The organism is Micrococcus sp. 2A, from assembly GCF_039519235.1.
In the GTDB taxonomy this organism is placed as follows: Bacteria; Actinomycetota; Actinomycetes; order Actinomycetales; family Micrococcaceae; genus Micrococcus.
This window is the reverse complement of sequence record NZ_CP154351.1, coordinates 954,047-980,540: the sequence shown is the minus strand read 5'-3', so window position 1 is coordinate 980,540 and position 26,494 is coordinate 954,047. Positions and strand designations below refer to the sequence as shown.

Annotated in this window: 21 protein-coding genes and 2 tRNA genes; 11 read left to right on the top strand and 12 right to left on the bottom strand. The window is 74.6% G+C overall.

Annotated features, from left to right (window positions below; genetic code table 11):
- Window positions 1-195 precede the first annotated feature (195 nt).
- Complete coding sequence (gene ilvD / locus AAG742_RS04560; protein ID WP_298713473.1) at window positions 196-1,875, bottom strand: dihydroxy-acid dehydratase; 1,680 nt, start codon at window positions 1,873-1,875, stop codon at window positions 196-198.
- Window positions 1,876-2,069: 194 nt separating this feature from the next.
- Between ilvD and AAG742_RS04555 the strand changes: the two genes are divergently transcribed.
- From AAG742_RS04555 to AAG742_RS04525, 7 genes are all read left to right on the top strand, one after another.
- Window positions 2,070-2,573, top strand: a complete 504-nt coding sequence (locus AAG742_RS04555; RefSeq protein ID WP_298713087.1) for a hypothetical protein — start codon at window positions 2,070-2,072, stop codon at window positions 2,571-2,573.
- A gap of 55 nt (window positions 2,574-2,628) precedes the next feature.
- A tRNA-Lys gene (locus tag AAG742_RS04550) sits at window positions 2,629-2,704 on the top strand.
- 111 nt (window positions 2,705-2,815) lie between these two features.
- Window positions 2,816-3,301, top strand: a complete 486-nt coding sequence (gene bcp, locus AAG742_RS04545; RefSeq protein ID WP_248115133.1) for a thioredoxin-dependent thiol peroxidase — start codon at window positions 2,816-2,818, stop codon at window positions 3,299-3,301.
- A 46-nt stretch (window positions 3,302-3,347) separates the two neighbouring features.
- Window positions 3,348-3,429: transfer RNA gene (locus AAG742_RS04540), tRNA-Leu, on the top strand.
- A gap of 24 nt (window positions 3,430-3,453) precedes the next feature.
- Window positions 3,454-5,151: an ABC transporter substrate-binding protein gene (locus AAG742_RS04535; RefSeq protein WP_298713084.1), complete on the top strand. Its 1,698-nt coding sequence runs from the start codon at window positions 3,454-3,456 to the stop codon at window positions 5,149-5,151.
- A gap of 134 nt (window positions 5,152-5,285) precedes the next feature.
- Entirely contained in the window at window positions 5,286-6,767 is a 1,482-nt protein-coding gene (locus AAG742_RS04530; protein ID WP_298713081.1) for a malate:quinone oxidoreductase, read from the top strand.
- Window positions 6,768-6,773: 6 nt separating this feature from the next.
- A complete protein-coding gene (locus AAG742_RS04525) occupies window positions 6,774-10,226 on the top strand; it encodes an efflux RND transporter permease subunit (RefSeq protein WP_298713078.1) in 3,453 nt (1,150 codons plus the stop codon).
- Window positions 10,227-10,315: 89 nt separating this feature from the next.
- On the opposite strand, the gene AAG742_RS04520 is transcribed toward AAG742_RS04525, so the two are convergent.
- Together AAG742_RS04520 and AAG742_RS04515 are read right to left on the bottom strand one after the other, a co-directional pair.
- The gene (locus AAG742_RS04520) at window positions 10,316-13,366 is read right to left on the bottom strand and encodes an SMC family ATPase (RefSeq protein ID WP_298713075.1); all 3,051 of its coding nucleotides are present in this window, start codon (window positions 13,364-13,366) and stop codon (window positions 10,316-10,318) included.
- Window positions 13,363-14,604, bottom strand: coding sequence for an exonuclease SbcCD subunit D (locus tag AAG742_RS04515; RefSeq protein WP_298713072.1), 1,242 nt, complete (start codon window positions 14,602-14,604; stop codon window positions 13,363-13,365). The genes AAG742_RS04520 and AAG742_RS04515 overlap by 4 nt, the downstream gene beginning before the upstream one ends.
- A 65-nt stretch (window positions 14,605-14,669) precedes the next feature.
- Between AAG742_RS04515 and AAG742_RS04510 the strand changes: the two genes are divergently transcribed.
- Window positions 14,670-15,842 (top strand): ADP-ribosylglycohydrolase family protein, encoded by a 1,173-nt coding sequence (locus AAG742_RS04510; protein WP_298713069.1) that lies wholly within the window; start codon window positions 14,670-14,672, stop codon window positions 15,840-15,842.
- 35 nt (window positions 15,843-15,877) lie between these two features.
- On the opposite strand, the gene AAG742_RS04505 is transcribed toward AAG742_RS04510, so the two are convergent.
- Genes AAG742_RS04505 through clpS form a run of 7 tightly spaced genes read right to left on the bottom strand, consistent with a single transcriptional unit; the run spans window position 15,878 to window position 21,285 of the window.
- Window positions 15,878-16,987, bottom strand: a complete 1,110-nt coding sequence (locus AAG742_RS04505) for an exonuclease domain-containing protein (RefSeq protein WP_343282347.1) — start codon at window positions 16,985-16,987, stop codon at window positions 15,878-15,880.
- A gap of 20 nt (window positions 16,988-17,007) precedes the next feature.
- Window positions 17,008-17,691 carry a non-canonical purine NTP pyrophosphatase gene (locus AAG742_RS04500; RefSeq protein ID WP_298713015.1) on the bottom strand — a complete coding sequence of 228 codons (684 nt, stop codon included), beginning with the start codon at window positions 17,689-17,691 and terminating at the stop codon, window positions 17,008-17,010.
- Entirely contained in the window at window positions 17,688-18,452 is a 765-nt protein-coding gene (gene rph, locus AAG742_RS04495) for a ribonuclease PH (RefSeq protein ID WP_248115141.1), read from the bottom strand. Before rph ends, AAG742_RS04500 begins: the two co-directional genes overlap by 4 nt.
- Before the next feature lie 22 nt (window positions 18,453-18,474).
- Window positions 18,475-19,290: an MBL fold metallo-hydrolase gene (locus tag AAG742_RS04490; RefSeq protein ID WP_248115142.1), complete on the bottom strand. Its 816-nt coding sequence runs from the start codon at window positions 19,288-19,290 to the stop codon at window positions 18,475-18,477.
- The gene (gene murI, locus AAG742_RS04485) at window positions 19,287-20,213 is read right to left on the bottom strand and encodes a glutamate racemase (RefSeq protein WP_248115143.1); all 927 of its coding nucleotides are present in this window, start codon (window positions 20,211-20,213) and stop codon (window positions 19,287-19,289) included. Before murI ends, AAG742_RS04490 begins: the two co-directional genes overlap by 4 nt.
- Window positions 20,210-20,965 carry a DUF2017 family protein gene (locus AAG742_RS04480; RefSeq protein ID WP_248115144.1) on the bottom strand — a complete coding sequence of 252 codons (756 nt, stop codon included), beginning with the start codon at window positions 20,963-20,965 and terminating at the stop codon, window positions 20,210-20,212. Before AAG742_RS04480 ends, murI begins: the two co-directional genes overlap by 4 nt.
- Window positions 20,966-20,973: 8 nt before the next feature.
- Complete coding sequence (gene clpS / locus AAG742_RS04475; protein ID WP_248115145.1) at window positions 20,974-21,285, bottom strand: ATP-dependent Clp protease adapter ClpS; 312 nt, start codon at window positions 21,283-21,285, stop codon at window positions 20,974-20,976.
- A gap of 106 nt (window positions 21,286-21,391) precedes the next feature.
- On the opposite strand from clpS, the gene AAG742_RS04470 reads away from it, so the two are divergent.
- The 3 genes from AAG742_RS04470 to AAG742_RS04460 are packed head-to-tail and all read left to right on the top strand — an operon-like array spanning window position 21,392 to window position 24,142.
- A complete protein-coding gene (locus tag AAG742_RS04470) occupies window positions 21,392-22,720 on the top strand; it encodes a nicotinate phosphoribosyltransferase (RefSeq protein WP_298713469.1) in 1,329 nt (442 codons plus the stop codon).
- 1 nt (window position 22,721) lies between these two features.
- Window positions 22,722-23,402, top strand: a complete 681-nt coding sequence (locus tag AAG742_RS04465; protein ID WP_248115146.1) for an isochorismatase family protein — start codon at window positions 22,722-22,724, stop codon at window positions 23,400-23,402.
- 5 nt (window positions 23,403-23,407) lie between these two features.
- Window positions 23,408-24,142 (top strand): AAA family ATPase, encoded by a 735-nt coding sequence (locus AAG742_RS04460; protein ID WP_248115147.1) that lies wholly within the window; start codon window positions 23,408-23,410, stop codon window positions 24,140-24,142.
- Window positions 24,143-24,263: 121 nt separating this feature from the next.
- Here AAG742_RS04460 and AAG742_RS04455 read toward each other — a convergent pair whose 3' ends face one another.
- Together AAG742_RS04455 and AAG742_RS04450 are read right to left on the bottom strand one after the other, a co-directional pair.
- Window positions 24,264-26,114, bottom strand: coding sequence for a DEAD/DEAH box helicase (locus AAG742_RS04455; RefSeq protein ID WP_248115148.1), 1,851 nt, complete (start codon window positions 26,112-26,114; stop codon window positions 24,264-24,266).
- Window positions 26,115-26,126: 12 nt separating this feature from the next.
- The gene (locus AAG742_RS04450; protein ID WP_248115149.1) at window positions 26,127-26,474 is read right to left on the bottom strand and encodes a DUF3039 domain-containing protein; all 348 of its coding nucleotides are present in this window, start codon (window positions 26,472-26,474) and stop codon (window positions 26,127-26,129) included.
- Window positions 26,475-26,494: the final 20 nt, after the last annotated feature.

Genomic DNA, 26,494 nt, shown 5'->3' with positions numbered 1-26,494 from the left:
GCCTGAGCTGGGGCCGCCGACCGCCGGGTCGTTCGTCGGTGGCTCCAGTATGGGGACCCCTGCGTGGCGACCACCACTTGAGACATCCATGTCTCGCTATGTGAGACGTGGCCCACGCGGCGCCCCCCGGGCGTCCATGCCGCAGCACCCGCGCGCCCGCGCCCACCTCAGGCCTCAGGCCTCAGGCCTCCGGCCTCAGCCCAGGTACGCACCTTCGGCCGCGGAGTGCACGAGCTTGGCGTACTTGCCCAGCACCCCCGTGGTGAACTTCGGCGGGACGGGCGTCCAGTCCGCCCGGCGCGCCTCCAGCTCGGCCGCGTCCACCAGGATGTCGAGCGTCCGGCCCGCGATGTCCACGCGGATCCGGTCGCCGTCGCGCACCAGGGCGATCGGCCCGCCGTCGGCCGCCTCGGGCGCGATGTGCCCGATGCACAGGCCCGTGGTGCCGCCGGAGAAGCGCCCGTCGGTGAGGAGCAGGACGTCCTTGCCGAGGCCGGCGCCCTTGATCGCGCCGGTGATGGCGAGCATCTCCCGCATGCCCGGGCCGCCGCGCGGGCCCTCGTAGCGGATCACGACGACGTCGCCCGCGGCGATGGTGCCGTCCTCGAGGGCGTCCATGGCGGCGCGCTCGCGGTCGAACACGCGGGCGGTGCCCTCGAAGACGTCCGCGTCGAAGCCGGCGGACTTCACGACGGCGCCCTCCGGGGCGAGGCTGCCCCGCAGGACCGCGATGCCGCCGTTGGGGTGCATGGGCTCGTCCATGCGGCGGATGACGGTGCCGTCCACGGGGTCCGGCGCCAGGGCGGCGAGGTTCTCGGCAAGGGTCTTTCCCGTCACCGTGAGCGCATCGCCGTGGAGCAGCCCCTCGTCCAGCAGCGCCTTCATGACCACGGGCACGCCGCCCACGCGGTCCACGTCCGTCATCACGTAGCGGCCGAAGGGCTTGAGGTCGGCGATGTGCGGGACGCGGTCGCCCACGCGGTTGAAGTCGTCCAGGGTGAGGTCCACGCCGGCCTCCCGCGCGATCGCGAGGAGGTGCAGCACCGCGTTCGTGGAGCCGCCGAACGCCATGGTCACGGCGATGGCGTTCTCGAACGCCTCCTTCGTCATGATGTCCCGGGCGGTGATGCCGAGGCGCAGGAGTTGGACGACGGCGGCGCCGGAGCGGCGCGCGAAGTCGTCGCGGCGGCGGTCCGGCGAGGGCGGCGTGGCCGAGCCGGGCAGGGACATGCCGAGCGCCTCGCCGATCGAGGCCATCGTGTTGGCGGTGTACATGCCGCCGCACGCGCCCTCGGTGGGGACGATCGCCTTCTCGATGCGCAGCAGGTCCTCCTCGCTCATGAGGCCGCGGGCACACGCGCCGACCGCCTCGAACGCGTCGATGATCGTCACCTGCTTCTCGGTGCCGTCGGAGAGGCGCGCGTGGCCGGGCATCGTGGAGCCGGCGTAGACGAACACGCTGGCCAGGTCGAGGCGGGCCGCGGCCATGAGCATGCCGGGCAGGGACTTGTCGCAGCCGGCCAGGAGCACCGAGCCGTCGAGGCGCTCGGCCATCATGACCGTCTCCACGGAGTCGGCGATCACCTCGCGGGAGACGAGGGAGAAGTGCATGCCCTCGTGGCCCATCGAGATGCCGTCCGAGACGGAGACGGTGCCGAACTCGAGCGGATAGCCGCCGTCGGCGTGGACGCCCTCCTTGGCCGCCTGGGCGAGACGGTCCAGGGAGAGGTTGCACGGCGTGATCTCGTTCCAGGAGGACGCGATGCCGATCTGGGGCTTGGCGAAGTCGTCGTCGCCCAGGCCCACGGCGCGGAGCATGCCGCGCGAGGCGGCGCGCTCCATGCCGTCGGTGACGTCGCGCGAGCGCGGCTTCATGTCCGGGGCGGGCGTGGCGGGGGCGGTGCTGACGGGGGCTGCGGAGCCCTGGGCCTCGGTGTTCTCCATGGGCGCAGTCTAGGGACGGCGGGCCCGCCGGCCATGGGACGGGTCACGATGTGACACGACGCGGAGGGGTTCCGCTCGGACGCCTCACGTGGCGCCCTCCTGCCGCGACGCGTAGCGTGGGACACATGGACTCCCCCCACCTCATGCGCCGCCTCCGCGCCGCATTCGACGCGCGGGTGTTCAACCACGGCGATTACAACCTCGTGTACGGGCAGCCCTCCGGCTCCTCCACGCCCCTCGTGATCGGCTACCGCCACGTGCCTCTCGAGATGGTCCTCTGCCCTGTGGACCCGGCCACCGAGCCGGTGCTCCGCGCGCCGCAGGAGCCGGACCCCGTGACGGTGGGGCTGCACAACGTGGCGACCGTGGCGGACACGGGCTCCGGCTACCAGGTGGAGACCGTCACCGGCTTCCGCACGTGGTTCGACGTGTCCGAGCACGCGCGTGTCCCTGTGGGGGATCTCACCGAGGACGGTGTCGCAGATCTCGACCAGCGCGCGGACGCCGCGGATTTCCACGGATTCATGACCGCGTTCATGGACGAGCTGGACCGGCTGTATGCGGTCTCGGACCCGGCGGAGGCGGTCACGCCCGACCCAGGCTTGGACGGCGCCCCGAAGACCTGGTAGGGTTTCCACTCGTTGCACGGCGCGCCGGTGAGAATCGGAAGGCCGTACGGCGCCTGCACCTCTAGCTCAATTGGTAGAGCATCTGACTCTTAATCAGCAGGTTCCGGGTTCGAGTCCCGGGGGGTGCACCAGAAGGAGAGGGCCCCGTCATCGCCGCCGCGATGACGGGGCCTTCTCGTCTCCGCGGGTCGTCTCCGCGGACCGCTCGCCTCCGCGCGGGCGCCCCGCCTATCGTGGGCGGCATGACCGACGCTACCTCCTCCCGCCTCCAGCCCGGCGACGTCGCCCCGGCGTTCACCCTCCAGGACCAGGACGGGCGCCCCGTCTCCCTGCGCGACAGCGCGGGCAAGAGCACGATCGTCTACTTCTACCCGGCGGCCTCCACGCCCGGGTGCACCACCCAGGCGTGCGACTTCCGCGACAGCCTCGCCTCCCTCGCCGGCGCCGGCCACGTGGTCCTCGGCATCTCCCCCGACCCGATCGGCAAGATCATCCGCTTCGCGCAGAAGGAGCAGCTCACGTTCCCGCTCCTCTCGGACGAGGACCACGCCGTGGCGCAGGCCTACGGCGCGTGGGGGGAGAAGAAGAACTACGGGAAGGTCTACGAGGGCCTGATCCGCTCCACCGTCGTCGTCGGCCCCGACGGCCGGGTCGTCCACGCGCTGTACAACGTGAAGGCCACGGGCCACGTCGAGCGCCTGCGGCGCCTCCTGGGCGTCACCGACTGAGGGACCGGCCGGTAGGATCTGAGCTCGCCCCCGAGGAGCGGGGCAGGCGGGCGTGGCGGAATTGGCAGACGCGCTGGATTTAGGTTCCAGTGTCGAAGGACGTGGGGGTTCGAGTCCCCCCGCCCGCACAGCACTGACACGAGGAGACGGACATGGAGCTCAGCCGTCGCGGGTTCATGGGCCTCGGCCTGGCCTCGCTCGGCGTGGGCCTGAGCGGGTGCGCGCGGGAGGCCCCGGCCACGCCTGCCGCGTCCACCCCCACCGTCCCGTCCGCGGCGCCCGCAGCCCCCGCGGTCCCTCGGCCGTTCGTGGTGGGCGCGCCGGGCCGCCCGCTCACGCGTGACCCCGCGGGCGCCTGGGACGCGGAGACCTTCCGCCTCTCCCGCCAGGTGCTCGAGACGCTGCTCGGCGTGGACCCGGACACGGGGGCCCCGACCCCCCAGCTCGTGGAGTCCCACACGGTCTCGGACGACGGCCTCACCCACGAGTTCCGCCTCCTCGACGGCGTGGTCTTCGAGGACGGCGCACCGTGCGACGCCGCCGCCGTGGCCGCCAACGTCACGCGCTGGTCCACGCCGCCGACCCCCGTGGACGGGACCGTCGCGATGCCCTCCCCGTTCGTGTCCGCGTTCGGCGGACACGCGGGGACCGAGGAGACCGCCTTCGCGGGCGTCGAGACGCCCGACGAGCGGACCGTCCGACTGCGCCTGCGCTCCCGCCTCCACCACCTCCCCGCGGCGCTGAGCTCCCCGCCCTTCGCCATCTCCTCCCCCGGCTCGTGGGACCGGACGGTCCGGGTGGGGGACGCCGACGTCGTCACCCCCGCGGGCACCGGGGCCTTCCGCTGGGCCACGGCCGAGGAGGCCGCCGCGCACGCGGCGCGGGAGCCGGCGGCCGCGGACCCCGCCGACGTCACCCTGCTCATGCCCGCCGACCGCCACCGCGGGGACGCGCCCGCCACGGGGCCGGTGGCCGTGCACGCGTGGGGCCGGGCGAGCACCCGCCTGCGGGAGCTGCGCCGGGGCACCGCGGACGTGATCGACGTGGTGGCCCCCAGCCAGCTGCGCCCCCTCGTGGAGGCCGGCACGCAGGTCCTCCCCCGCGATCCCCTGGCCGTGCTCTACCTCGGGATGAACCTGGCCCATCCGCAGCTGCGCTCCCAGCATCTGCGCCAGGCCGTGGCCCACGCGGTGGACCGCGGGCGGCTGGCCTCCAGCGACGTCTTCCTCGAGGGCACCGCCCAGGCCCACGACCTCGTTCCGCCGGCCCTCGGCGTCGGCGACGAGGAGGCGGAGCACCACGACCTCGATCCGGACCGCGCCGAGCGTCTCCGGGAGATGTCCGGGTACGCGGGCGAGCCCCTCGAGTTCCTGTACCCCCTGGCCACGGGGCGCCCCTCCCTGCCCGAGCCCGAGCGCGTCTACGCGATGGTCGCCGCGGACCTGGGCGCGGTGGGGATCACGGTGACCCCCGTGCCGGTCCCGGACGACGAGGACTACCTGCGGGCCGTGGTCTCCCGGCCCGCCCGGGCGTTCCACCTCATGGGCCGCGGCGGCGCCTACCGCGACCCCCACGCGTTCCTCGAGCCGTTCGTCCGCTCGGGCCGGGCCGAGACCAACTACGTCAATCCCCGGGTGGCGCGCGACCTCGCGGCCGCCGCCGCGGAGCCCGACGACGACCGACGCCGCGAGCTGCACCGCGGCGTCGTGCGTGCGATGGCCCTGGACCTGCCCGCCCTGCCGCTCGTCTACCCCATCTCCGCGCTGGCCACGGGGCCCAGGGTGGCCTCGTACCCGACCTCCCCCCAGCTCGACGAGCCCTTCGCGCGCATCGGCGTCACGGACGCCTGACCCCCTCGGCCCACGCACCCGGAGCGGGGGCGTCCGGTAGTAGAGTGGGCCACCGCGGCATCGACCCGCGGCCCCCCGCAGAACCGAGGGACCCGCGGTGCCCCACCACCGTCGATCTGTCCCAGGAGTAGACCGTGTCCACCACCTCTTCCACCACCCACGACGTCGTGCTGATCGGCGGCGGCATCATGTCCGCCACCCTCGGCGTGATGCTCCAGAAGCTCGAGCCCACGTGGTCCATCGCCCTGTACGAGAACCTCGACCAGGCCGGTCTGGAGTCCTCCGACCCGTGGAACAACGCCGGCACGGGCCACGCGGCCCTGTGCGAGCTGAACTACTCCCCGATGGGCAAGGACGGCCGGGTGGACGTCTCCAAGGCCCTCGGCATCAACGAGCAGTTCATGCTGACCCGCCAGTTCTGGTCCGCCCTCGTGAAGGACGGCACGCTCAAGGACCCGAAGTCCTTCATCAACCCGCTGCCGCACATGTCCTTCGTGTGGGGCGACGACCACGCCGACTACCTGCGCAAGCGCTACGAGGCCATGTCCGCCGAGCCGCTCTTCGCGCAGATGGAGCACACCGAGGACCCGGCGACGATCGCCGAGTGGGCCCCTCTGCTCATGGAGGGCCGCCCCGCCGGCCCGCGCGTCGCCGCCTCCCGCGTGGCCGGCGGCACCGACGTCGACTTCGGCTCCCTCACCCGCCAGCTCGTGACGAGCATGGCCTCCCACGGTGCCGAGGTGCGCTTCGGCCACAAGGTGACCGGCCTGGAGCGCGGCACCGACGGCCGCTGGGAGGTGACGGTCAAGAACAAGGCCGCCGGCTCCACCGTCACGGACCGCGCCCGCTTCGTGTTCGTCGGCGCCGGCGGCGGTGCCCTGCACCTGCTGCAGAACTCGGGGATCCCCGAGGCCAAGGGCTTCGGCGGCTTCCCCGTGTCCGGCCAGTTCTTCCGCTGCACCGACGACGCCGTGGTGAACCGCCACATGGCCAAGGTGTACGGCCAGGCCGCGGTGGGCGCCCCGCCCATGTCTGTCCCCCACCTGGACACCCGCTTCGTCAACGGCAAGCGCTCCCTGCTGTTCGGCCCCTACGCCGGCTTCTCCACCAACTTCCTCAAGACCGGCTCCTACCTGGACCTGCCGCTCTCCATCCGCCCGCACAACCTGCCGGTGATGCTCGACGTGGCGAAGGACAACATCCCGCTCACGCAGTACCTCGTCTCCGAGGTGCTGAAGCCGCGCTCCAAGAAGGTGGACACGCTCCAGGAGTTCTACCCGGAGGCCGAGGGCTCCGACTGGGAGCTGATCACCGCCGGCCAGCGCGTGCAGGTGATGAAGAAGAAGGGCCGCTTCGGCGGCGTGCTGCAGTTCGGAACCGAGGTCGTCACCCACGCGGACGGCTCCCTCGGCGGCCTGCTGGGCGCGTCCCCGGGCGCCTCCACCGCGGCCCCCATCATGGTGAAGCTGCTCGAGCGCTGCTTCCCCGCCAAGATGGGCGCATGGGACTCCACCCTCAAGGAGCTCATCCCGTCGCTGGGCCACACCCTCAACGAGGAGCCGGAGCTGCTCCGCGAGGTCACCGAGGCCACCGCAGCCACCCTGCAGCTGGGCTGACCGACCATGGGAGCGCTCGCCCGGTTCTCACTGTCGCAGCGGGCGCTCGTGGCGCTCGTCACCGTGTTCGTCGCGGTGTTCGGCGTCATCTCCGCCGGTCAGCTCAAGCGGGAGCTCATCCCGTCCCTCGAGCTGCCCGTCATCTCGGTGTCCACCACCTACCCGGGCGCGAGCCCGGAGGTGGTGGACGCCACGGTGGGCGAGCCCCTCGAGACGGCCCTGCAGGCCGTCGAGGGGCTCGAGTCCTCCCAGTCCACGTCGCGCTCCTCCTTCAACGCCGTGCAGCTTCGCTTCGAGTACGGCACGGATCTCAACCGGGCGCGCTCCCAGGTGGACCGCGTGATCTCCAACCTCGGCGCCCAGCTGCCGGAGGAGACCGAGACCACCTCCTTCGCGGGGTCGGTCTCCGACTTCCCGGTGGTCTTCCTCGCGCTCTCCGGGGACGAGGACCTCAACGAGCTGCGCCGCCGGGCCGAGGACGTGGTGGCGCCCCGCCTGCAGAAGCTCGACGGCGTCCGCGGCGCCCAGGTGATCGGCGGCACCGAGGAGTACGTCTCCGTCGTGCCGGACCAGCAGGCCCTCGCCGCCGCCGGGATGACCACCCAGGACATCACCACGGCCCTGGAGGAGAACGCCGGCCTGTTCCCCATCGGCCAGGTCACGCAGGACGGGATCACCTATCCGGTCCAGGCCGGCTCCCCGGTCGAGTCCCTCGAGGAGCTCTCCCAGGTGACCGTCACCCCCGGCTCCGGGTCGGACTCCGGGTCCGCGGGCGAGGCCTCCGGCGCCGGGGGCGGCGGACCGCCCGCCCCGGGCACGACGACGCCCGATGAGGCCACCGCCCCCGGGACCGGCGCGGCGCCGGCCGCCCCCGCAGCCTCCTCCGAGGGCACCCCCCGGCCGCTGTCGGAGGTCGCCGAGGTGAGCCTCGCCGCCGAGGACCCCACCTCCGTGACCCGCACCGACGGCGCGGACACGCTCTCGCTCTCCGTCACGGCGATCCCGGACGCCGACCTCGTGGCCGTCTCCCAGGCGGTGCGCGACGCGATGCCGGAGCTCGAGTCCCTCCTGGGCGGCGGATCCCATCTCGAGGTCGTGTTCGACCAGGCGCCGTTCATCCAGCAGTCCATCGACAGCCTTCTCGTGGAGGGCATGCTGGGCCTGGCCTTCGCGGTCCTCGTGATCGCCGTCTTCCTCCTCTCGGCCCGCTCCACGCTCGTCACGGCCGTGTCCATCCCGCTCTCCCTGCTGGCCGCGCTGATCGGCGTGAGCGTGGCCGGCTACTCGCTGAACACCCTCACCCTCGGTGCGCTCACCATCTCGATCGGCCGCGTCGTGGACGACGCGATCGTCGTCGTCGAGAACATCCGGCGGCACCTGAGCCTGGGCGAGGACCGGCGCACCGCCATCCTCGAGGGCACGCGGGAGGTGGCCACCGCGGTCACCGCGTCCACCCTCGTCGCCGTGGCCGTGTTCCTGCCCATCGGGTTCGTGGGCGGCCTGGCCGGCGAGCTGTTCCGCCCCTTCGCGGTCACGACGACGATCGCCCTGCTCGCCTCCCTCCTGGTGGCGCTCACGATCATCCCGGTGCTGTGCTGGTGGTTCCTGCGCGCCCCGCGGCGTGCCGCGGACGCGCCGCGCCAGGCCGCCGACGCCCGTCCGACGGCGCACCGCTCGTGGCTCACGGACGCGTACCGCCCCGCACTGCGCTGGACCCAGCGGCACGCCAAGACCACCCTCGCGGCCGCCGTCGTGCTCCTGGCGGGCACCGCGGCGCTGCTGCCCCTGGTCCCCACCAACCTGCTCGGCGACTCCGGGCAGAACTCCTTCGTGGTCACCGCTCAGCAGAGGCGGGGCACCTCGCTGGAGGCCACCGCTGCGGCGGCCGAGAAGGTCGAGCAGTCCCTGATGGACACCGAGGGCGTGGAGACCGTGCAGTTCACGGCGGGTGGCCAGGGAAGCTTCTTCGGCGCCGGCGGTGCCGCGGACAGCGCCCAGTTCACGGTGGTCACGGACGAGGACGCGGACCAGGAGGCCCTGCAGGACACCGTGCGGCAGGGCCTGGCCGCGCTCGAGGGCGTGGGCGAGGTGTCCCTCTCGAGCCAGCAGGGCCCCGGCGGCTCGCAGGACATCGACGTGTCCGTGCGCGCGTCCTCGCCCGAGGCGCTCGACGAGGCCGCGAACACGGTGGCCGAGCGGCTGCGCGGCGTCGAGGGGGCGCGGGAGGTCAGCACGCCCGCCTCGGACACCCGCCCCACCTTCCAGGTGGACGTGGACACCCAGGCCGCCGCCGAGCGGGGCCTGACCGAGGAGGCCGTCTCGGGCCAGGTGGCCGGTGCGCTGCAGGCCCTGCCGGTGGGCGACGTGCGGTTCGGCTTCCAGGAGTACACGGTGCGGCTGGGCGACCCGGAGCCCGTGGAGACCCTCGACGAGCTGCGCGTTGTCCCGGTGCAGACCCCGCAGGGCCCCGTGCCGCTCGAGGAGCTCGCCGCGGTGTCCCAGCGCGAGGTGCCCGCGAGCGTCACCTCCTCCAATGGCGAGCGCACCGCCGTGGTGAGCGTGAAGCCGGAGGGGCAGGACCTCGGCGCGGTCTCCCGAGGCGTGGGCGAGGCCCTCGACGGCCTCGAGCTGCCCGAGGGGGTCACGGCCACCATCGGCGGAGCGGCCACCCAGCAGGAGCAGACGTTCCGGGACCTGGGGCTCGCGCTCCTGGCCGCGATCGCGGTGGTGTACGTGGTCCTGGTGGCCACGTTCAACTCGCTGCGCCAGCCGCTCGTGCTGCTCGTGTCCATCCCGTTCGCCGCCACGGGCGTCGTCCTGGCGCTGCTGGTCACGGGGACCGCGCTGGGCCTGCCCACCATGATCGGCGTGCTCATGCTCATCGGCATCGTGGTGACCAACGCGATCGTGCTGATCGACCTCATCAACCAGTACCGGCGGGACCACGCCATGCCGCTGGACGAGGCCATCGAGCTCGGCGCGCTCAACCGCGTGCGCCCCGTGGTGATGACGGCGCTGGCCACGGTGCTCGCCATGATGCCCACGGCGCTCGGGATCACCGGCCACGCGGGCTTCATGTCCCAGCCGCTCGCCGTGGCCGTGGTGGGCGGCCTGGTCTCCTCCACGCTGCTCACGCTCGTGCTGGTGCCGGTCCTCTACCGCATGATCGAGTCCCGGGGCGAGCGGCGCCGCGTGGCCGAGCTCGAGGAGCGCCGGGCGGCCGAGGCCGAGGAGCGGGAGCGGATCGACGCCGAGCGCCGTGCGGCGGAGGCAGAACGGGCCGCGGCCGGGCAGCGTGCCGGCCAGGCCGGGGTGCCGGGGGCCGACGGCTCGTCGGCAGTGGGGTCCTCGGCCGGGGCGGGCTCCTCGGCCTCCGGCGGCGGAGGTCGCCGTGGCCTGCCCTCCCGCCTCCGGGCGGGGCTGGCCGGGATGGCCGGACGGCGGCGCCGCCGGGCCTGAGACGCCACCGTGCCCGAGGCGCCGCGCGACGGCGCAGGACGAGGGGTCGACCGCTGCGCGGTCGGCTCCTCGCCCGTCGGGCGGCTCCCTCAGGTCCCTTCGTGGACGGCGAGGCTCGAGCCGCGGCGGTCCTTGCGGACCTCGAGGCGCACGCCGATCTCCTGCTTCATGCGGTCCACGTGGGAGACGAGCCCCACCGTGCGCCCGCCCGAGCGCAGGGAGTCCACGACGTCCAGCACGTCGTCGAGCGTCTCGGAGTCCAGCGAGCCGAAGCCCTCGTCCACGAAGAGCGTGTCCAGCTCGATGCCGCCGGACTCCGCCTGCACCGTGTCCGCGAGGCCCAAGGCCAGGGCCAGCGAGGCCATGAACGTCTCCCCGCCCGAGAGCGTGGAGGGGTGCCGCGTCTCGTCGACGTAGTGGTCACGGACCACGAGCTCCAGGCCCTTGTTGCCGCGGCCGCCCACGGCGTCCGAGTACTCGATGCTGTACCGGGCATCCGTCATGGCCAGCAGGCGCTCGGTCGCCGCCGCGGCGACCTCCTCGAGCCGGCCGGCCAGCACATAGCTGGTCAGCGGCATCTTGAGGCGGTTCTCCCCGCCCCCGCGCACGAGCGCGAGCAGCTGCGTGACCGTGCGGTGCTCCTCGATGAGCGCCGCGGAGCGGCCCAGCACGTCGGTCAGCGCCGCGGACTGACGGCGCACCGTCGCCACCAGGGTGTCCAGCCTGCCGACGGCGGTGGCCCGCTCCGCGCTGGCCGCCTCGGCGGCGGCGAGGCGTTCGGCCGCGGCGGCGCTCTCCTCCTGGGTCGGGGCGGCGGTGCCGGCCTCGGCGAGGGCACGGCCCTCGGCGACGAGCTCGGTGGTTCCGAGCTCGGCCAGGCGGGAGCCCTCCTCGTCCCACGCGCGCACCCGAGCGGTGAGGGCGCTCGCGTCGTCGTCGTCGAGCCGTGCCTGCGCCGCCGCCTCGGCACCGGTGAAGTCCTCCGCGGCGAGGGCGGCGGCGAGGGCCTCCGCGGTCTCCGCGCGCACGGCGGCGGCACGCGCCTGCGCCTCGGCCGCGTCGGCGAGGGCGCGCAGGGCACGGCGGGCACCGCCGACCTGGCCGCGCCGGACGTCCAGGTCCTCGGCGTCGGCCTGAGCGGCCTCGACCGCGGCCCGCAGCTCGAGGAGCCGCTCGGCGCGCCGCGCCGTGGCCTCCTCGAGGCGCTCGGCCTCGAGCGCGAGGGCGGCGTCCGCCGACTCCGCCGCGGTCTGCGCCGTCTCGAGCTTCGTCAGGGTCCGGCGGTCCGCGGCCAGGGCCTTGGCGACGGCGGCGAGGTCGGCCTGCTCGGCCTCGGCGGCACCCAGGGCCGCCTCGGCCTCCTCCACGCCGAGCCCGCCGGCGGCGTCCCGGGCCTCTCTCAGGGCGGACTCGGCCCGCTCCCGAGCAGCCTCGGCCTGGGCGGCCGCGGCGCCGGCACGGTCCCGTGCCTTCTCCGCGGCGGCGACGTCGGCCTCGGTCACCGTGGTCGCGGCCGCGGGCGCCGGACGCGGGTGCGCCGGCGACCCGCACACCGCGCACGGCTCCCCCTCGACGAGCTGCTCCGAGAGCTCGGACGCCGCCTGCTCGTAGCGCGAGCGCAGCAGCCCCACGTGCTTCTCCGCGGCCGCGCGCTCCCGCGCGACGAGCCTCTCGTGATCGGCGCGGGCCCTCTCGGCGGCGGCACGACGCTCCTCCGCCAGTCCGGCCGCGGCACGCCGCGTGCGGGCCTCCTCCGCCCGGCGGTCGACGGCCGCGCGGGCGCCGAGCCGGGCCCCACCCGACTCGACGGCCTCCCGCACGGCCACGATCGCCGTGGAACGCGCCTCTCGCTCGTGAGCCCCCGCCGCACGTTCCCCCTCGATCGCCTCGCGCCGGGCGCCGCCGGCGGCCTGCTCCTCCTCGAGCCTCGCCATCCGGGCGCGGTCCTTCACGGCGGCCTCGACGGCGTCCGCCGCGCGGTCCGCCCGCTGCAGCGCGGTGCGGGCGACCGACACCGTGGCACCGGCGACCTCGTCCTGCTCGCCCTCCCCGGACGCCTCGCCGAGCCACGAGGCGGCCAACGGCTCGGCGGCGACCCCGGCCGCCGCCGTGGCCGCGCGCTCGCCCTCGGCGTGCTCCGCGTGCTCGGCGCGCCGGGCACGCGCGGCCGCGGCGAGCACGCGGCCCGCCCGCTCATGGGCGAGCACCGCGGCACGGCCCTCCCCGGTCTCCCGCGCGGAGGCCTCGTGCACGGAGAGACGGTCCGTCCATCCGGCCGCGGCCGCGAGGGAGGCCGCCGTGCTCTCGAGCGCGCGCACGGCGGCGCGGGCGTCCCGCTCCGCCGTGTGGGCCGCGGTGAGTCCGGCTCCGGCCGCCTCCCGCGCTGCATCGGCCCGCCGCACGGCGAGGTCCAGGAGGCCCTCGTCCGTCTCGGGGTGCGGCTCGGGCGCGGGCCAGCCCTCGCCGAGCTCCTCGCGCATCGCGTCGCGCAGCTGGGCGCGCGCGGCGTCGGCGATCGCGGCGTCCGCGGCGACGGCTCCGTCCAGGCGGGAGGCCTCCCCCTTGAGATGCTCCTCGACGCCGTCGAAGCGCTGCGTGCCGAAGAGGCGGCGCAGCAGGGCCCGGCGGTCGTCCGACGTGGCGGTGAGGAACTGCGCGAACTGGCCCTGGGGCAGCAGGACGACCTGCATGAACTGATCGGCGTCCAGGTGCATGACGGAGGCGATCAGCTGGCCCACCTCGTCCGCGCGGGTCAGCGGGGCACCCCACTCCCCCTCCGCGTGCTCGCGCAGGGACACCGCGGCCTGCGTGGAGGTCAGGCCGTCACCCTTCTTCTTCTTCCGCAGGTGCTTCGGGGAGCGGAGCACCTCGAAGCGGCGGCCCTGCACCGAGAACTCCAGGAGCACCTCGGGCGTCACGGCCCCGGGCTCGCGCAGCGTGGTGACGAGGGACTCGGGCAAGCGGCCGCCCGGCACCGAGCCGTACAGGGCATAGCAGAGCGCGGCGAGGATGGTGGACTTGCCGGCGCCCGTGGGGCCGTCGAGCAGGAAGAGGCCCGCGGCGTTCAGCGCGGCGAAGTCGACGTCCTGGCGGTCCGCATAGGGGCCGAGCCCCTGCAGCCGCATCCGGTGGATCCTCATGCGCGCACCTCCGCGAGTCGCGACGCCTCGAGGGCGTCCTGGAGCAGGGCCGCCTCGGCCGGACTGGCCGCGCGCTCCCGCACGTGGTCCACGAACCCGGTGGTCAGCGCGAGGTCCGAGGGGGCCTGGCGGAGCGCGTCCGCGTAGGTGCGCTCGCGCGTCCTCCTCCCGCCCGCCGGCTCGTGCCGGAACACGAGGACGTGCGGGAAGCGCGTCTTGAGGCGCTCGAGGGCGCGCTCGGGCCGCTCGTCGTCGGTGACGGTCGCCTGCACCCAGCGGTCCTCGGCGTGGGCGAACTCGGCCGAGCCCAGCAGCGCGTCGAGGGGCCCGGCGATGACCGCCAGCCGGCGGCCGGCCTCCCAGTCCACGGCCTCGACGGCGCGCACGGCCCCACCCTCGACCGTGACCAGCCACGCCCCCTTGCGGTGGTTCGCCTCGGAGAAGGAGTAGGGCAGCGGGGAGCCGGAGTAGCGCACGTGATCGGCGAGGCGCTGCCGCCCGTGCAGGTGGCCCAGGGCGACGTAGTCCAGCCCCGCGAACACGGACACCGGCACCTGGCCGAGCGTCCCCACAAGGGCCTCAGGCGTCCCGCCCGGATGCTCGACGTGCTCACCCTCCCCGATGTCCCGCTCGCTCTCCGAGCCGTGCCCGCCCGCGGCGAACAGGTGCGCCATGACGACGCCCGCGACCGGGCTCGCGCTCTCGGCGCGCCTGGCCTCGAGGTCCTCCCGGATGCGACGGACGGCCTCGGTCATGACGGCCGTGTGGTTCGGCTCCACCTCCCACGCCTGGCCCTGATGGCGTGGCTCGAGGAACGGCACCCCATACACGGCCACCGTCTGCCCGGGCTCCCCCTCGCCGCGCGCGCCGTCGTCGTGCCTCTGCCGCAGCAGCACCGGGCGCGCCAGGTCCGCCGCGTCCGCGCGCACGTGGACCCCCGCGGCCTCCATGAGGCCGCCGCCGAAGCCGAGCCGCACCGCGGAGTCGTGGTTGCCGCTGGTCAGGACGACCTCGGCGCCCGCAGCCCGGATCTGCCTCAGCGCGCGATCGAGCAGCCGGACCGCGTCCGCCGGCGGGAGCGCGCGGTCGTAGACGTCCCCGGCCAGCAGGACGGCGTCCACCCGGTGCTCCCGGACGGTGTCCAGCAGGACGTCGAGGACCTGAGCCTGGGCGTCGAGCAGTCCGGTGCCGTGGAAGGAGCGCCCGAGGTGCCAGTCGGACGTGTGGAGGAGCTTCATGCGACCCACTCTAGGAAGACGCCGGACACGGGAGGAGCATCCGGTCCGCCTCGTACGATGAGCGCATGTCCGAGCAGACCTCTGAGCAGGCCCCCACGCCCGCCGCCGCGCCCGCCCTCCCCGCCGACGAGCACGCCCGCCGCGTCCTCGCCCTCCTCGCGGCCGGCGCGGCCGGAGACGCGCTCGGCGGCGTCGTCGAGTTCACGCCCGCGTCCGGCATCACGGCGCAGCTCGGCCCCTCCGGCGTGACGGACGCGGTCGCGCTCATGGCGCTGGACGGGGCCCGCTCCCTCCCGATCACGGATGACACCCAGATGACCCTCTACGTGCTCGACGGCCTCCTCGAGTGGATCGAGTGGCAGAACGCCGGCCAGGCCTCGGACGCGGCCGCGTGCGTGTGGCTCGCATGCCTGCGCTGGTACGCCACCCAGCGCGGCTCGCTCCCCGCGGGCGCCCCGCCGGTGCCCGGCCGGTGGATCGACGAGCACGAGGAGCTGCGCGTCCAGCAGGCCCCGGGCAACGCGTGCCTGTCGGGGCTGGCGGATCCCGGCATGGGCCTTCCCGGGGACCCCCACAACCCGGAGTCGAAGGGGTGCGGCACGGTGATGCGCTCGGCCCCGTACGGCATGGTCCCGGGGCTCGAGGACCACCACGTCGCCTCGTTCGCGCGCCAGGGCGCCGTGCTCACGCACGGCCACCCCACCGCGTGGGTCAGCGCCGCGACGCACGCGCTCGTGATCGCCGCCCTGCTGCGCGGCGCGACGCTCCCCGACGCCGTCGCGCACGCCCGCGCCTGGGTGGAGGACGCCGGCGAGGACGGCCTGGAGACCGCCGCCGCGCTCGAGGCCGCGGAGCGCCTCGCGCAGGCGGCCTCCCGCGACGACGGAGACCTGGGCGCGCCCGGTTCGCTGCCGCTCGCGCTCGGCGAGGGCTGGGTCGCCGAGGAGGCGTTGGCCATCGCGGTCTTCGCGGCCCTCGTGGCGGACCGGGTCGCGGACGGTCCGGAGGCGGCGCTCGCGCTCGCGTTGCGGATCGGCGTGAACCACGGCGGCGACTCGGACTCCACCGCCTCCCTCGCCGGCCAGCTGCTCGGGGCGCGCCACGGCCTGGCCGTCTTCGGTGCGGAGGCCGACGTCGACCCGGCCTCCGACGCCGCGGCCGCGTGCGTGCCCGCGTGGATCGCCGAGCGCGGCGTGGTGATCGAGGCCGCGCGCCGCTGGAGCGCCGCCACCACCTGAGCGTCCGGCCCTCCCCCACGGTCCGGTGCGCCGAGTCAGCGGGCGGGGCCGGGCCAGTTCTCGTCGAGCATCTGCAGGAACTCCGCCTCCGTCACGAGCGCGACAGGCTGGCCCGCCGCACGGCGGCGCAGGGCGTCCTTCGTCTTGCGGTGCGTGAGGGCGGGGGTGGCCGCCGCCGGGGTGCCGCCCAGCACGTCGGACGCCTCGAAGCCGTCGCCCACCACGAGCATGGTGGTCTGCGCCGAGACGCGACTGGCGGTCTGCGCGCCGAACGCGGCCGCCCGCTCCTTCGCGGCCTGACGGGACATCCCGATCCCGCCGGTGAACACCACCGTCTGGCCGAACAGCGGGTGGGAGGGGTCCGCGTCCGGGTTCGGCACGGGGTTGGCCCCCTCCTGCGGCCAGCGCATGAAGTCGGGCATCTCCCGTTCGTCCCGCAGGGGCACGAGCGCGTCGAACACGCCCGCCGTCAGGCGCGCCTGACGGGTCGCCCGGGACTCCTCACCGACGCCGTGCGGGCGCCCCTCGAGTCGGCCCACGGCGAGGCCGTGGTCGCGCACGAGCGCGTCGATGCGCCGGACGGACGGGGCCGCCGTCGTGCCCGTCTCCGATGCCTGCTCCGTGCCCGGCGACCGCCGGGCGACGTCGATGAGGATGGCCGCGCAGGCCTCGGCGTCCGCGAGCGCGTCGTGGTGGCGGCCCGGCGTGAACCCCGCCTCGCGCGCGGCCGAGGGCAGGGCGTAGGAGGGCAGGTCGTAGGCCCTGCGGGCCAGCATCAGGCTGCACGCGTAGTCCAGCGTGGGCACGTCGCGGCCCGAGACCTCGAGGGCGGACTCGATGACGCCGAGGTCGAACCGGGCGTTGTGGGCCACGAGCACGTCGGCGCCGACGAACGCCGCGAGGTCGTCGAAGACCTCCGCGAAGCGCGGGGCGCCGCCCACCTGGTCCGGGGTGATCCCGTGGATCCGCACGTTGCGCGGGTCGAAGCGGTCGAAGCCGGCCGGCGGTCGCACGAGCCACGAGGCCCGCTCCACCATGCGGCCGTCCCGCACGCGGACGAGGCCCACGGCGCACGGCGAGCCCCGGAAGCCGTTGGCCGTCTCGAAGTCGATCGCGGTGAAGTGCAGTCCCGCGTGCCCCGCCACGGGGACCCCCGGGCCGCCGCTCACGAGCGGGCGGCCAGGGCGTCCACCAGGTACGGCAGGAGCGCCCGGAACGCGTGGCCGCGGTGGCTGATCGCGTTCTTCTCGGCGGAGCTGAGCTGGGCCGTGGACTCGTCCCGGCCGGTGGGGCGCAGGATCGGGTCGTAGCCGAACCCGCCCTCCCCGACGGGCGCGCGCAGCAGGGTGCCGCGCAGGCGGCCGTGCTCCACGTGGGTGAAGTGGATGCTGTGCACGCCCCGCGCGTCCGGCGTGCTGGGCACCGCGAGCGCCGCGGCGCACACGAACTCGGCGCCGCGGTGCGCATCCGGGACGTCCGCCAGCTGCGCGAGCAGGAGCTCGAGGTTGGCCCGGTCCTCCCCGTGGGCCCCGGACCAGCGGGCGGAGAAGATGCCGGGCGCCCCGCCGAGCACGTCCACGGCGAGGCCGGAGTCGTCCGCCACGGCGATCAGGCCGGTGTGGGCCGCCACCGCGCGAGCCTTCTTGAGGGCGTTCTGCTCGAAGGTGACCCCGTCCTCCACGACGTCCGGGGCGCCCACGGCGCCCACGTCCACGACGGCGGCGTCCACGTCCAGGCCCGGCACGGCGCCGGCGAGCAGCTGGCGCAGCTCCCGGACCTTGCCGGCGTTGCGGGTGGCGAGCACCACGCGGGCGCCCTCGGGCACCCGGGTCGTCTCCCCTGCGCTCACGCGTCGGCCCCGGCGGCGTGCGCGGCGAGGGTCTGCGCCTGGATGCGGGCGAGCTCGGTGGTGCCCAGGAGCGCGAGGTCGAGGAGAGCGTCCAGCTCGGCGCGGTCGAAGGGAGCGCCCTCGGCGGTGCCCTGCACCTCGACGAAGGTCCCCGAGCCGGTGACCACCACGTTCATGTCCGTCTCGGCCTTGACGTCCTCCACGTAGGGCAGGTCCAGCATCGGCGTGCCGTCGATGATGCCCACGGACACGGCGGCCACGGAGTCCTTGAGGACCGTGGCGTCCTTGCGCAGGATCCCCTGGCGCTGCGCCCAGCCCACGGCCTCGGCGAGCGCCACGTAGGCGCCGGTGATGGCGGCGGTGCGGGTGCCGCCGTCGGCGTCCAGCACGTCGCAGTCCAGGACGATCGTGTTCTCCCCCAGGGCGTCCAGGTCGATCACGGCGCGCAGCGAGCGGCCGATCAGGCGGGAGATCTCATGGGTGCGCCCGCCGATCTTGCCCTTGATGGACTCGCGCTGGTTGCGCTCGGAGGTGGCGCGCGGGAGCATCGCGTACTCGGCGGTGACCCAGCCGGTGCCCTCGCCCTTGAGCCAGCGCGGCACACCCTCGGTGAAGGAGGCGGTGCAGAGCACGCGCGTGTCCCCGAACTCGATGAGGGCCGAGCCCTCGGCCTGCCGGGACCAGCCCCGCGTGATCGTGATGGGACGCAGCTCGTCGACGGCGCGGCCGTCCTGGCGGGAGTTCGGTGCGGGAACGCTCATGCCCCTCAGTCTAGGCGGGCCCTCAGACGCCGTAGCTCAGCCCGGAGACCGCGACGGCGAGCGGGCCCTCGTACGTTTCGCGTGCCTCGGCGGCGGCCCGCTGGGGGTCGTTCCACACGGGCAGGTGGGTCAGCAGGAGGCGGCGGGCACCCGCCTCGGTCGCCATCCGCCCGGCCCGGCGGCCGGTCAGGTGGACCCCGTCGATCCCGTCGTCTCGGCCCTCGTGGAAGGCCGCCTCGCACAGGAACATGTCCGCGTCCCGCGCGGCCTCCACCAGCCCCTCGCACGTGTCCGTGTCGCCCGAGTACGTGAGCACGCGGGTGACGACGGCGCCGGTGGCGTCCACCTCGTCGGCCTCCACGCGCAGGGCGTAGGCCTCGTCGATGGGGTGGCGTACCGGCACGGGGGTGATGCGGAACGGGCCGAAGGAGACGGTGCTCCCGGCCTGCCACACGCGGAAGTCGAAGTCCTCCCGCATGCCCGGATCCGGGTCCATCCCGTAGGCCTCGGCGAGCCGGTCGGCGGTGGCGGCCGGTCCGTAGACGGGCACGCGGCCCGCGGTCCAGCCCTCCGGGTTCCAGCGGATGGCCACGTGCAGGCCGCACAGGTCCATGCAGTGGTCCGGGTGCAGGTGGGAGAGCATGACCCCGTCGAGGTCCTCGAGGCCGATGTAGCGCTGGAGCACGCCGAGCGAGCCGTTGCCGAGGTCCAGCAGGATCCGCCACGTCCGCGGGGTCACGCCGTCCGCCGCCACGCCCTGGGCGGAGACCAGGTAGCACGAGGCCGGCGAGCCGGGGCCGGGGAAGGAGCCGGAGGCCCCGATGATGGTCAGCTTCACGGCGTGCCCCTTCGTTCGGAGTCCAGACGGGCGATCAGGTCGGGCGTCAGCTGCGCGAGAGCGGCCGTGGGGTAGCGCTCCCGCACCGTGTCCATGCGGGCCACGGACTCCACCTCGGGGCCGAGGAAGCGGCGGGCGAGCGCCTGGAAGTGCCGGGGGTCGCCCGTGGACATGAACCGGTGGGAGGCGGACTGGCCGGAGCCGGCCGCCGAGTGCGGGTGCTCGATGCCGTGGCGCACGAGCGCCCGGTACAGGTCCTTCGCGGTCTCCTCGGCGGAGGAGACGAGGGTGACGTCCTCCCCCATCACGAGGGACAGGGCCCCCGTCAGCAGGGGGTAGTGGGTGCAGCCGAGCACGAGCGTGTCCACCTCCGCCGCCTTGAGCGGGGCGACGTACTCCTCCGCGGTGGCCAGCAGCTCGGGGCCCGTGGTGATCCCGGCCTCCACGAACTCCACGAACCGCGGGCACGCCGCGCTCGTGACGCTCAGGTGCGGCGCCGCGGAGAAGGAGTCCTCGTAGGCGCGGGAGCCCACGGTGGCCTGCGTGCCGATCACGCCGATCCGCCCGTTGCGGGTGGCGGCCACCGCGCGGCGCACGGCCGGCTGGATGACCTCCACCACCGGGATGCCGAGCCGGCCCGTGTAGCGCTCCCGCGCGTCGCGCAGCACCGCGGCCGAGGCGGAGTTGCACGCGATGACGAGGGCCTTCACGCCCGCGTCCACCAGCTCGTCCATGATGCCGAGCGCGAGCGCGCGCACCTGCGCGATGGGCCGGGGGCCGTACGGGGAGTGGGCCGTGTCCCCCACGTAGAGGATGGACTCGTGGGGCAGCTGGTCCATGATCGCGCGCGCCACGGTCAGACCGCCCACGCCGGAGTCGAACACGCCGATCGGGGACGCGGCGTCCGCGTGGGGCCGGCTCATGCGTCCTCCCCGTCCGTGCCCTCGGCGGGCAGCTCGGTCAGCATCTCGTCCATGAGGGTCTCCAGGAGCCACGAGGTGAAGTTGTAGAGCAGCGCCATCGTGGACTCGACGTCCTCGGCGCGGCGCCAGTCGTCCACGGCGTGCACGCGCCGGGCGTCCTCCTCGGTGGCCACGCCCAGGCGCGTGGCGAGCACGAGGCGGACGTCGTTCAGGGCCCGCGCGAACGCGGGCGCGTCGGCGTGGGGCAGGGTGACCTGCGTGGACTGGAGGGCCGCGAGCGCCCGGCGCGCGTCGTCGAGCTTGGCGGCGGTGAGCGCGTCCTCGGTGAGCGCGCGGTGCTCCGCCTGCTCGTCCGGGTCCGCGTCGGCCAGGGCCTCGGGCAGCAGGCGGGCGACGGCGGCGTCGGTCGGCGCGGCGCGGCGCGGCCGCGGGTCGGCGGAGAGGTGGAGCCCCGCGACGAGGTCCCAGAACGCGGTGTCCTCCTCGGAGAGGCCGGCCGCGGGGCCCGCCTCCTTCCCCGTGGAGTCCGCGGCGGCCGCCTGCTCCGCCGCGGGGGCGTCGGAGGCTGCCGCGGCGCCGGCGGCGGGGTGCTCGGCCGAGACGACGTCGGCGTCGTCGTGGGCGCGGACCTCGTCCTGGCGGTTCTCCAGGAGGGTGACGACGTCCTTGACGAGGCCGCGCAGCAGGCGGACCTCCGGCTTCTCCAGCTGCGCGACGTAGCCGCGCCGCGTCCAGCGGAACCTCTGTGCCATGGCCCTCCTCAGTCCTCTGCCTGCTCGAGCGTCGCCCACAGGCCGAACCCGTGCATCGCGTTCACGTGGACCTCCGCGCTCTCCCGCGAGCCGGTGGACACCACGGAGCGCCCGCGCTCGTGGACCTCGAGCATGAGGGCCTCGGCCTTGGCGGCCGAGTAGCCGAAGTGGGAGCGGAACACGTAGGCCACGTAGCTCATCAGGTTCACGGGGTCGTTCCACACCACCGTGTTCCACGGGCGGTCCGCGCCGAGGTCCTCCCGGGGACGCTCGAGCAGGGCCGTGTCCGTGCCGGAGGCGGGGGCATCGGGGGCGGGCATGCCGTCCAGTCTACGGACCCGTGCCCCTGGCGGGGCCGCCCGCCCCGTTCGGTAGGGTGGCCACGTGAGCGAGACCACCGCGAAGAGCCCCCGCCCCGCCGCCTCCGTGGAGGCCTGCGTGGACGACTGGCGCATCCCCACCGCCCTCATGACGGACCAGTACGAGCTGACCATGCTCCAGGCGTCGCTGAAGGCGGGCACCGCGCACCGGCGCAGCCGCTTCGAGCTGTTCACCCGCCGCCTGGGCGACGGCCGCCGCTACGGCGTGGTGGCCGGCACGGGCCGCGCGCTGGAGGGACTGAGCCGCTTCCGCTTCGCCACCGCTGAGCTGGACCACCTCGCGGACAACTCCGTGGTGGACGACGCCACGCTGTCCTGGCTCGCGGACTTCCGCTTCTCCGGGGACATCACGGGCTACGCCGAGGGCGAGGCCTACTTCCCGCACTCCCCGCTGCTGCAGGTGGAGTCCACCTTCGCCGAGGCGTGCATCCTCGAGACCTATCTCCTCTCCATCCTCAACTACGACTCCGCGGTCGCCTCCGCCGCCTCCCGCATGACCGCGGCCGCCGGCGGCCGCCCGTGCATCGAGATGGGCTCGCGGCGCACGCACGAGGAGTCCGCCGTCGCCGCCGCCCGCGCCGCGGTCATCGCCGGCTTCGCGGCCACCTCCAACCTCGAGGCCGGCCGCCGCTACGGGATCCGCACCGTGGGCACGGCGGCGCACTCCTTCACGCTCCTGCACGACTCGGAGCGTGCCGCCTTCGAGGCGCAGGTGGACGCCCTCGGCGCCGCCACCACCCTCCTCGTGGACACCTATGACATCGACGCCGGCGTGCGCACCGCCGTCGAGGTGGCCGGGCCGGACCTGAAGAACGTCCGCCTCGACTCCGGCGACCTCGTGCAGCAGGCCCACCACGTGCGCGAGCTCCTCGACGAGCTGGGCAACACGGAGACCGGGATCCTGGTCACCTCCGACCTGGACGAGTACGCGATCGCGGCGCTGCGCTCCGCGCCCGTGGACTCCTACGGCGTCGGCACGCGGCTGGTCACCGGCTCGGGCGTGCCCACCGCCTCCATGGTCTACAAGCTCGTCTCCCGCCATGACGACGACGGCGCGTGGGTCGACGTCGCGAAGGCCTCCTCGGGCAAGGCGTCCCTGGGCGGCCGCAAGGAGGCCGCCCGCCGCCGCGACGCGCGCGGCCGCGCTGTCGCCGAGCTCGTGGGCGTCAACCGCGGCCCCGACGCGGACGCCGACGACCGTCCGCTCATCCAGGAGTTCGTCCGTGACGGCGAGCTGCTGCCCGGCTGGACCGGCCCCGAGGCCGTGACCCGCGCCGCCGAGCGCCACGCCGCCTCCCTGCGCGAGCTGCCGCCGAACGTCGCTCGGCTGCAGTCCGGCGAGCCCGCGATCCCCACCCTCATCCAGGAGCACTGACATGCCCGACCTCACCCGCGCCCTGATCATCGTCGACGTCCAGAACGACTTCTGCGAGGGCGGATCGCTCGCCGTCACGGGCGGCGCCGCCGTCGCCGCGGCGATCAGCGAGCACCTGGACGAGCACGTGGACCGCTACACCGCCGTCGTCGCCACGCGCGACTGGCACGTGGATCCTGGCACGCACTTCGCGTCCGAGGGCGAGGAGCCCGACTTCCGCGCCACGTGGCCCGTGCACTGCGTGGCCGGCACCCGCGGCGCCGAGCTGCACCCGGACCTGGACGCCGAGTATGTGGAGGCGGAGTTCCTCAAAGGCGCCCGCACCGCCGCGTACTCCGGCTTCGAGGGCTTCCTCGGGGAGCCCGACGCCGTCCGGTCCGGTGACGAGGCCGGCGCCCCGGCCGGCCCCCACGGCGCGACCCAGGGGGCGGCCCGCGCCGTCGCCGAGGGCGCTCCGGGCCTGGACGAGTGGCTGCGCGATCAGGAGGTGGAGGCGCTGACCGTCGTCGGCCTCGCCACCGACCACTGCGTGCGGGCCACCGTCCTGGACGCTGTGGACGCCGGCTACGAGGTGACGGTGCTGACCGACCTGTGCGCGGCCGTGGACGAGGCCGCAGGCCAGGCGGCCCTCCACGAGATGGAGGCCGCCGGGGCCGTGCTGGAGCTCGCCGAGGAGCTCTGAGCCGGATGGCCCGGGACGACGCGCCGGACACGCGCGCCTGGGACCGCCCCGTGCGCCGGGTGACGGAGCACCCGCTCTCCCCCGCCGACCGGACCGTGTGGCCTGCCGACATCCCGGCGGTGCGCCACCTGCTGGACCACGGCCTCGACCTCGGCGACGCCACCGTGATCGTCGGGGCGAACGGGGCGGGGAAGTCCACGGTCGTCGAGGCGATCGCGGAGGCGTTCGGCCTCAACGCGGAGGGCGGCACCCGCCACGTGTTCCACGAGACGCGGCGGACCTCCTCCGACCTCGCCGAGCACCTGCAGCTCGCGCGCGGGGCGGGAGCACCCAGGGGCGGCGTGTTCCTGCGGGCCGAGAACATGTACGGGCTGTTCACGTACCTGGAGTCCACGATTCCGGGATCGACCCTGCACCTGCGCAGCCACGGCGAGGCGTTCCTGCAGTTCTGCGAGGAGCGTGCCGGCGTGCGCGGCCTCTGGATCCTCGACGAGCCCGAGTCCGCGCTGTCCTTCGAGAGCTGCCTCGCGCTCCTGGTCCACCTGCGGATCATGGTCGAGGCGGGATCCCAGGTCGTCCTGTCCACGCACTCCCCCGTGCTCGCGGCGCTGCCAGGAGCCCGGATCCTGCTGCTCGACGAGGACGGCATCACGCCGACGGCCTACGACGACCTCCCGTTCGTCCGGCACCACCGCGCGTTCCTCGCGTCTCCCGAGCGGTACCTGCGCCCCCTGTGCTGACATCCGAGCTGAGCGCCCGCGGTCGAGCCGAGCCGCATCCAGCCGACCGAGACGTCCAGACGGCCCTGGGTGAGGACGGCTCGGTCCGGCGGTCCGCCCTGTCCGGGCCGCCTCCGGCGGCTCACCTCCGCCCGACGAACCACCCGCGGATCGTGGACATCCGCTTCTCCAGCTGGTCCTGGGACGCCTGGGCCACTGCCGGGCCGCCGCTGACCTCGCGGAGCCGGTTGTGGATCACGCCGTGCGGGGTGCCCGAGCGCGCGGACCACGCCGACACCAGCTTGGACAGCTCGGCGCGCAGCTCCTTCATGCGCCGGTGGTCCACCACCTCAGCCGGCTCCTTCGGCTCGGCGGCCTTCGGGCGGCGCTGGACCTGCTCCGCCTGGCGCTGGCGCAGCAGGGCGGAGACCTGGTCGGCGTCGAGCAGGCCGGGGATGCCGAGGAAGTCCTGCTCCTCGGCCGAGCCCACGGCGCCGCCGAGGCCGAACTCGCCGCCGTCGAAGAGCACCTTGTCGAAGCTCGCCCGGGACTCGAGCGCCTCGAACTTGGCGCCCGTCAGGGAGTCCGACCCCTTCTCCTCCCGGTTGGCCTGCGCGATGAGGTCCTCCTCGGGGGCGTCCTCGAGGTCCTCCACCTCGACGGCGCCCTCGCGTCGGTCCAGGGCGTGGTCCCGCTCGAGCTCCATCTCGTTGGCCAGGAGCATCAGCTGCGGCACGGAGGGCAGGAAGACGGATGCGGTCTCCCCACGGCGCCGCGATCGCACGAAGCGGCCCACGGCCTGCGCGAAGAACAGCGGCGTGGACGTGGACGTCGCGTAGACGCCCACGCAGAGTCGGGGCACGTCCACGCCCTCGGACACCATGCGCACGGCCACCATCCAGCGCTCGTCCGAGGCGGCGAACTCGTCGATGCGGTCCGAGGCGCCCTTGTCGTCCGAGAGGATGACGGCCGGCTTCTGGCCGGTCAGCGCCTCGAGCTGGGCGGCGTAGGCGCGGGCGTCCTCGTGGTCCGAGGCGATCACCAGGCCGCCGGCGTCGGGCACGTTGCGCCGCACCTCGGTGAGGCGCTGGTCCGCGGCCTTGAGCACGGAGGGGATCCACTCGCCCTGCGGGTCCAGCGCGGTCCGCCAGGCCGATGCGGTGATGTCCTTCGTGGCCGCCTCGCCGAGCTGGGCCTCCATGACCTCGCCCGTCGAGGTCTTCCACCGCATCTGCCCCGAGTAGGCCATGAAGATGACCGGCCGCACCACGTTGTCCCGCAGCGCGGGCCCGTAGCCGTACGTGTAGTCCGCCTTCGAGCGGGAGAGCCCGTCGGGCCCGTCCACGTACTGCACGAACGGGATGGTGGAGGTGTCCGAGCGGAAGGGGGTGCCGGTCAGCGCGAGGCGGCGCGCGGCCGGCTCGAACGCCTCCCTGATGCCCTCGCCCCAGCTCAGGGCGTCGCCGCCGTGGTGGATCTCGTCGAGGATCACCAGCGTCTTGGCGGCCTCGGTGCGGTTGCGGTGCAGCACCGGCTTGTTGGCCACCTGCGCGTAGGTCAGCGCCACGCCGCGGTACTCCGCGCCGTGCCGTCCGTCCGCGTTCTTGAAGTTCGGGTCGATCGCCAGGCCCACGCGCGCCGCGTTGTCCGCCCACTGCCGCTTGAGGTGGTCCGTGGGCGCGACCACGGTCAGCCGCTGCACCACACCGGCGTCCATGAGGATCTTGGCCACGCGGAGCGCGAAGGTCGTCTTGCCCGCACCGGGGGTGGCGACGGCGAGGAAGTCCTGCGGGGAGGCCGAGAGGTACTTCTCGAGGGCCTCCTGCTGCCACTGGCGCAGCTTGGGGGCGGTGCCCCAGGCTGCACGCTCGGGCAGAGCCGGGGGCAGGTCCTCGCCCACGTGGAAGAGATCGGGCTGGACGCCGGCGGACGGGACGGCGCCGGACGCGTCGGAGCCGGCGGGGTCAGGCCCGCCGAAGAGGGTGCCGCTCATCGACGAGCGGCCTCAGCCACGCCCGCGACCGCCGAAGAACCCGCGCTTGCCGCCGCCCGAGCCGGAGTCGCCGTCGCCGTCCTGGGGATCGCGCAGTCCCTCGTAGATCTCCTTGCACGTGGGGCACACGGGGAACTTCTCCGGGTCGCGGCCCGGCACCCACACCTTGCCGCACAGCGCGATCACGGGCGCGCCGGACAGGGCGGACTCCATGATCCTCTCCTTGCGCACGTAGTGCGCGAATCGCTCGTGGTCGCCCGGCTCGATGTCCTGGAGCTGCTCCTCGCGCTCCAGGACGGAGGTGCCGCCGCCGGCGGGCGCGAAGGGGTCGTTCAGGTCGGGTTCGCCGGTCACACTCATGCGGCCCATCCTAGCCAGTC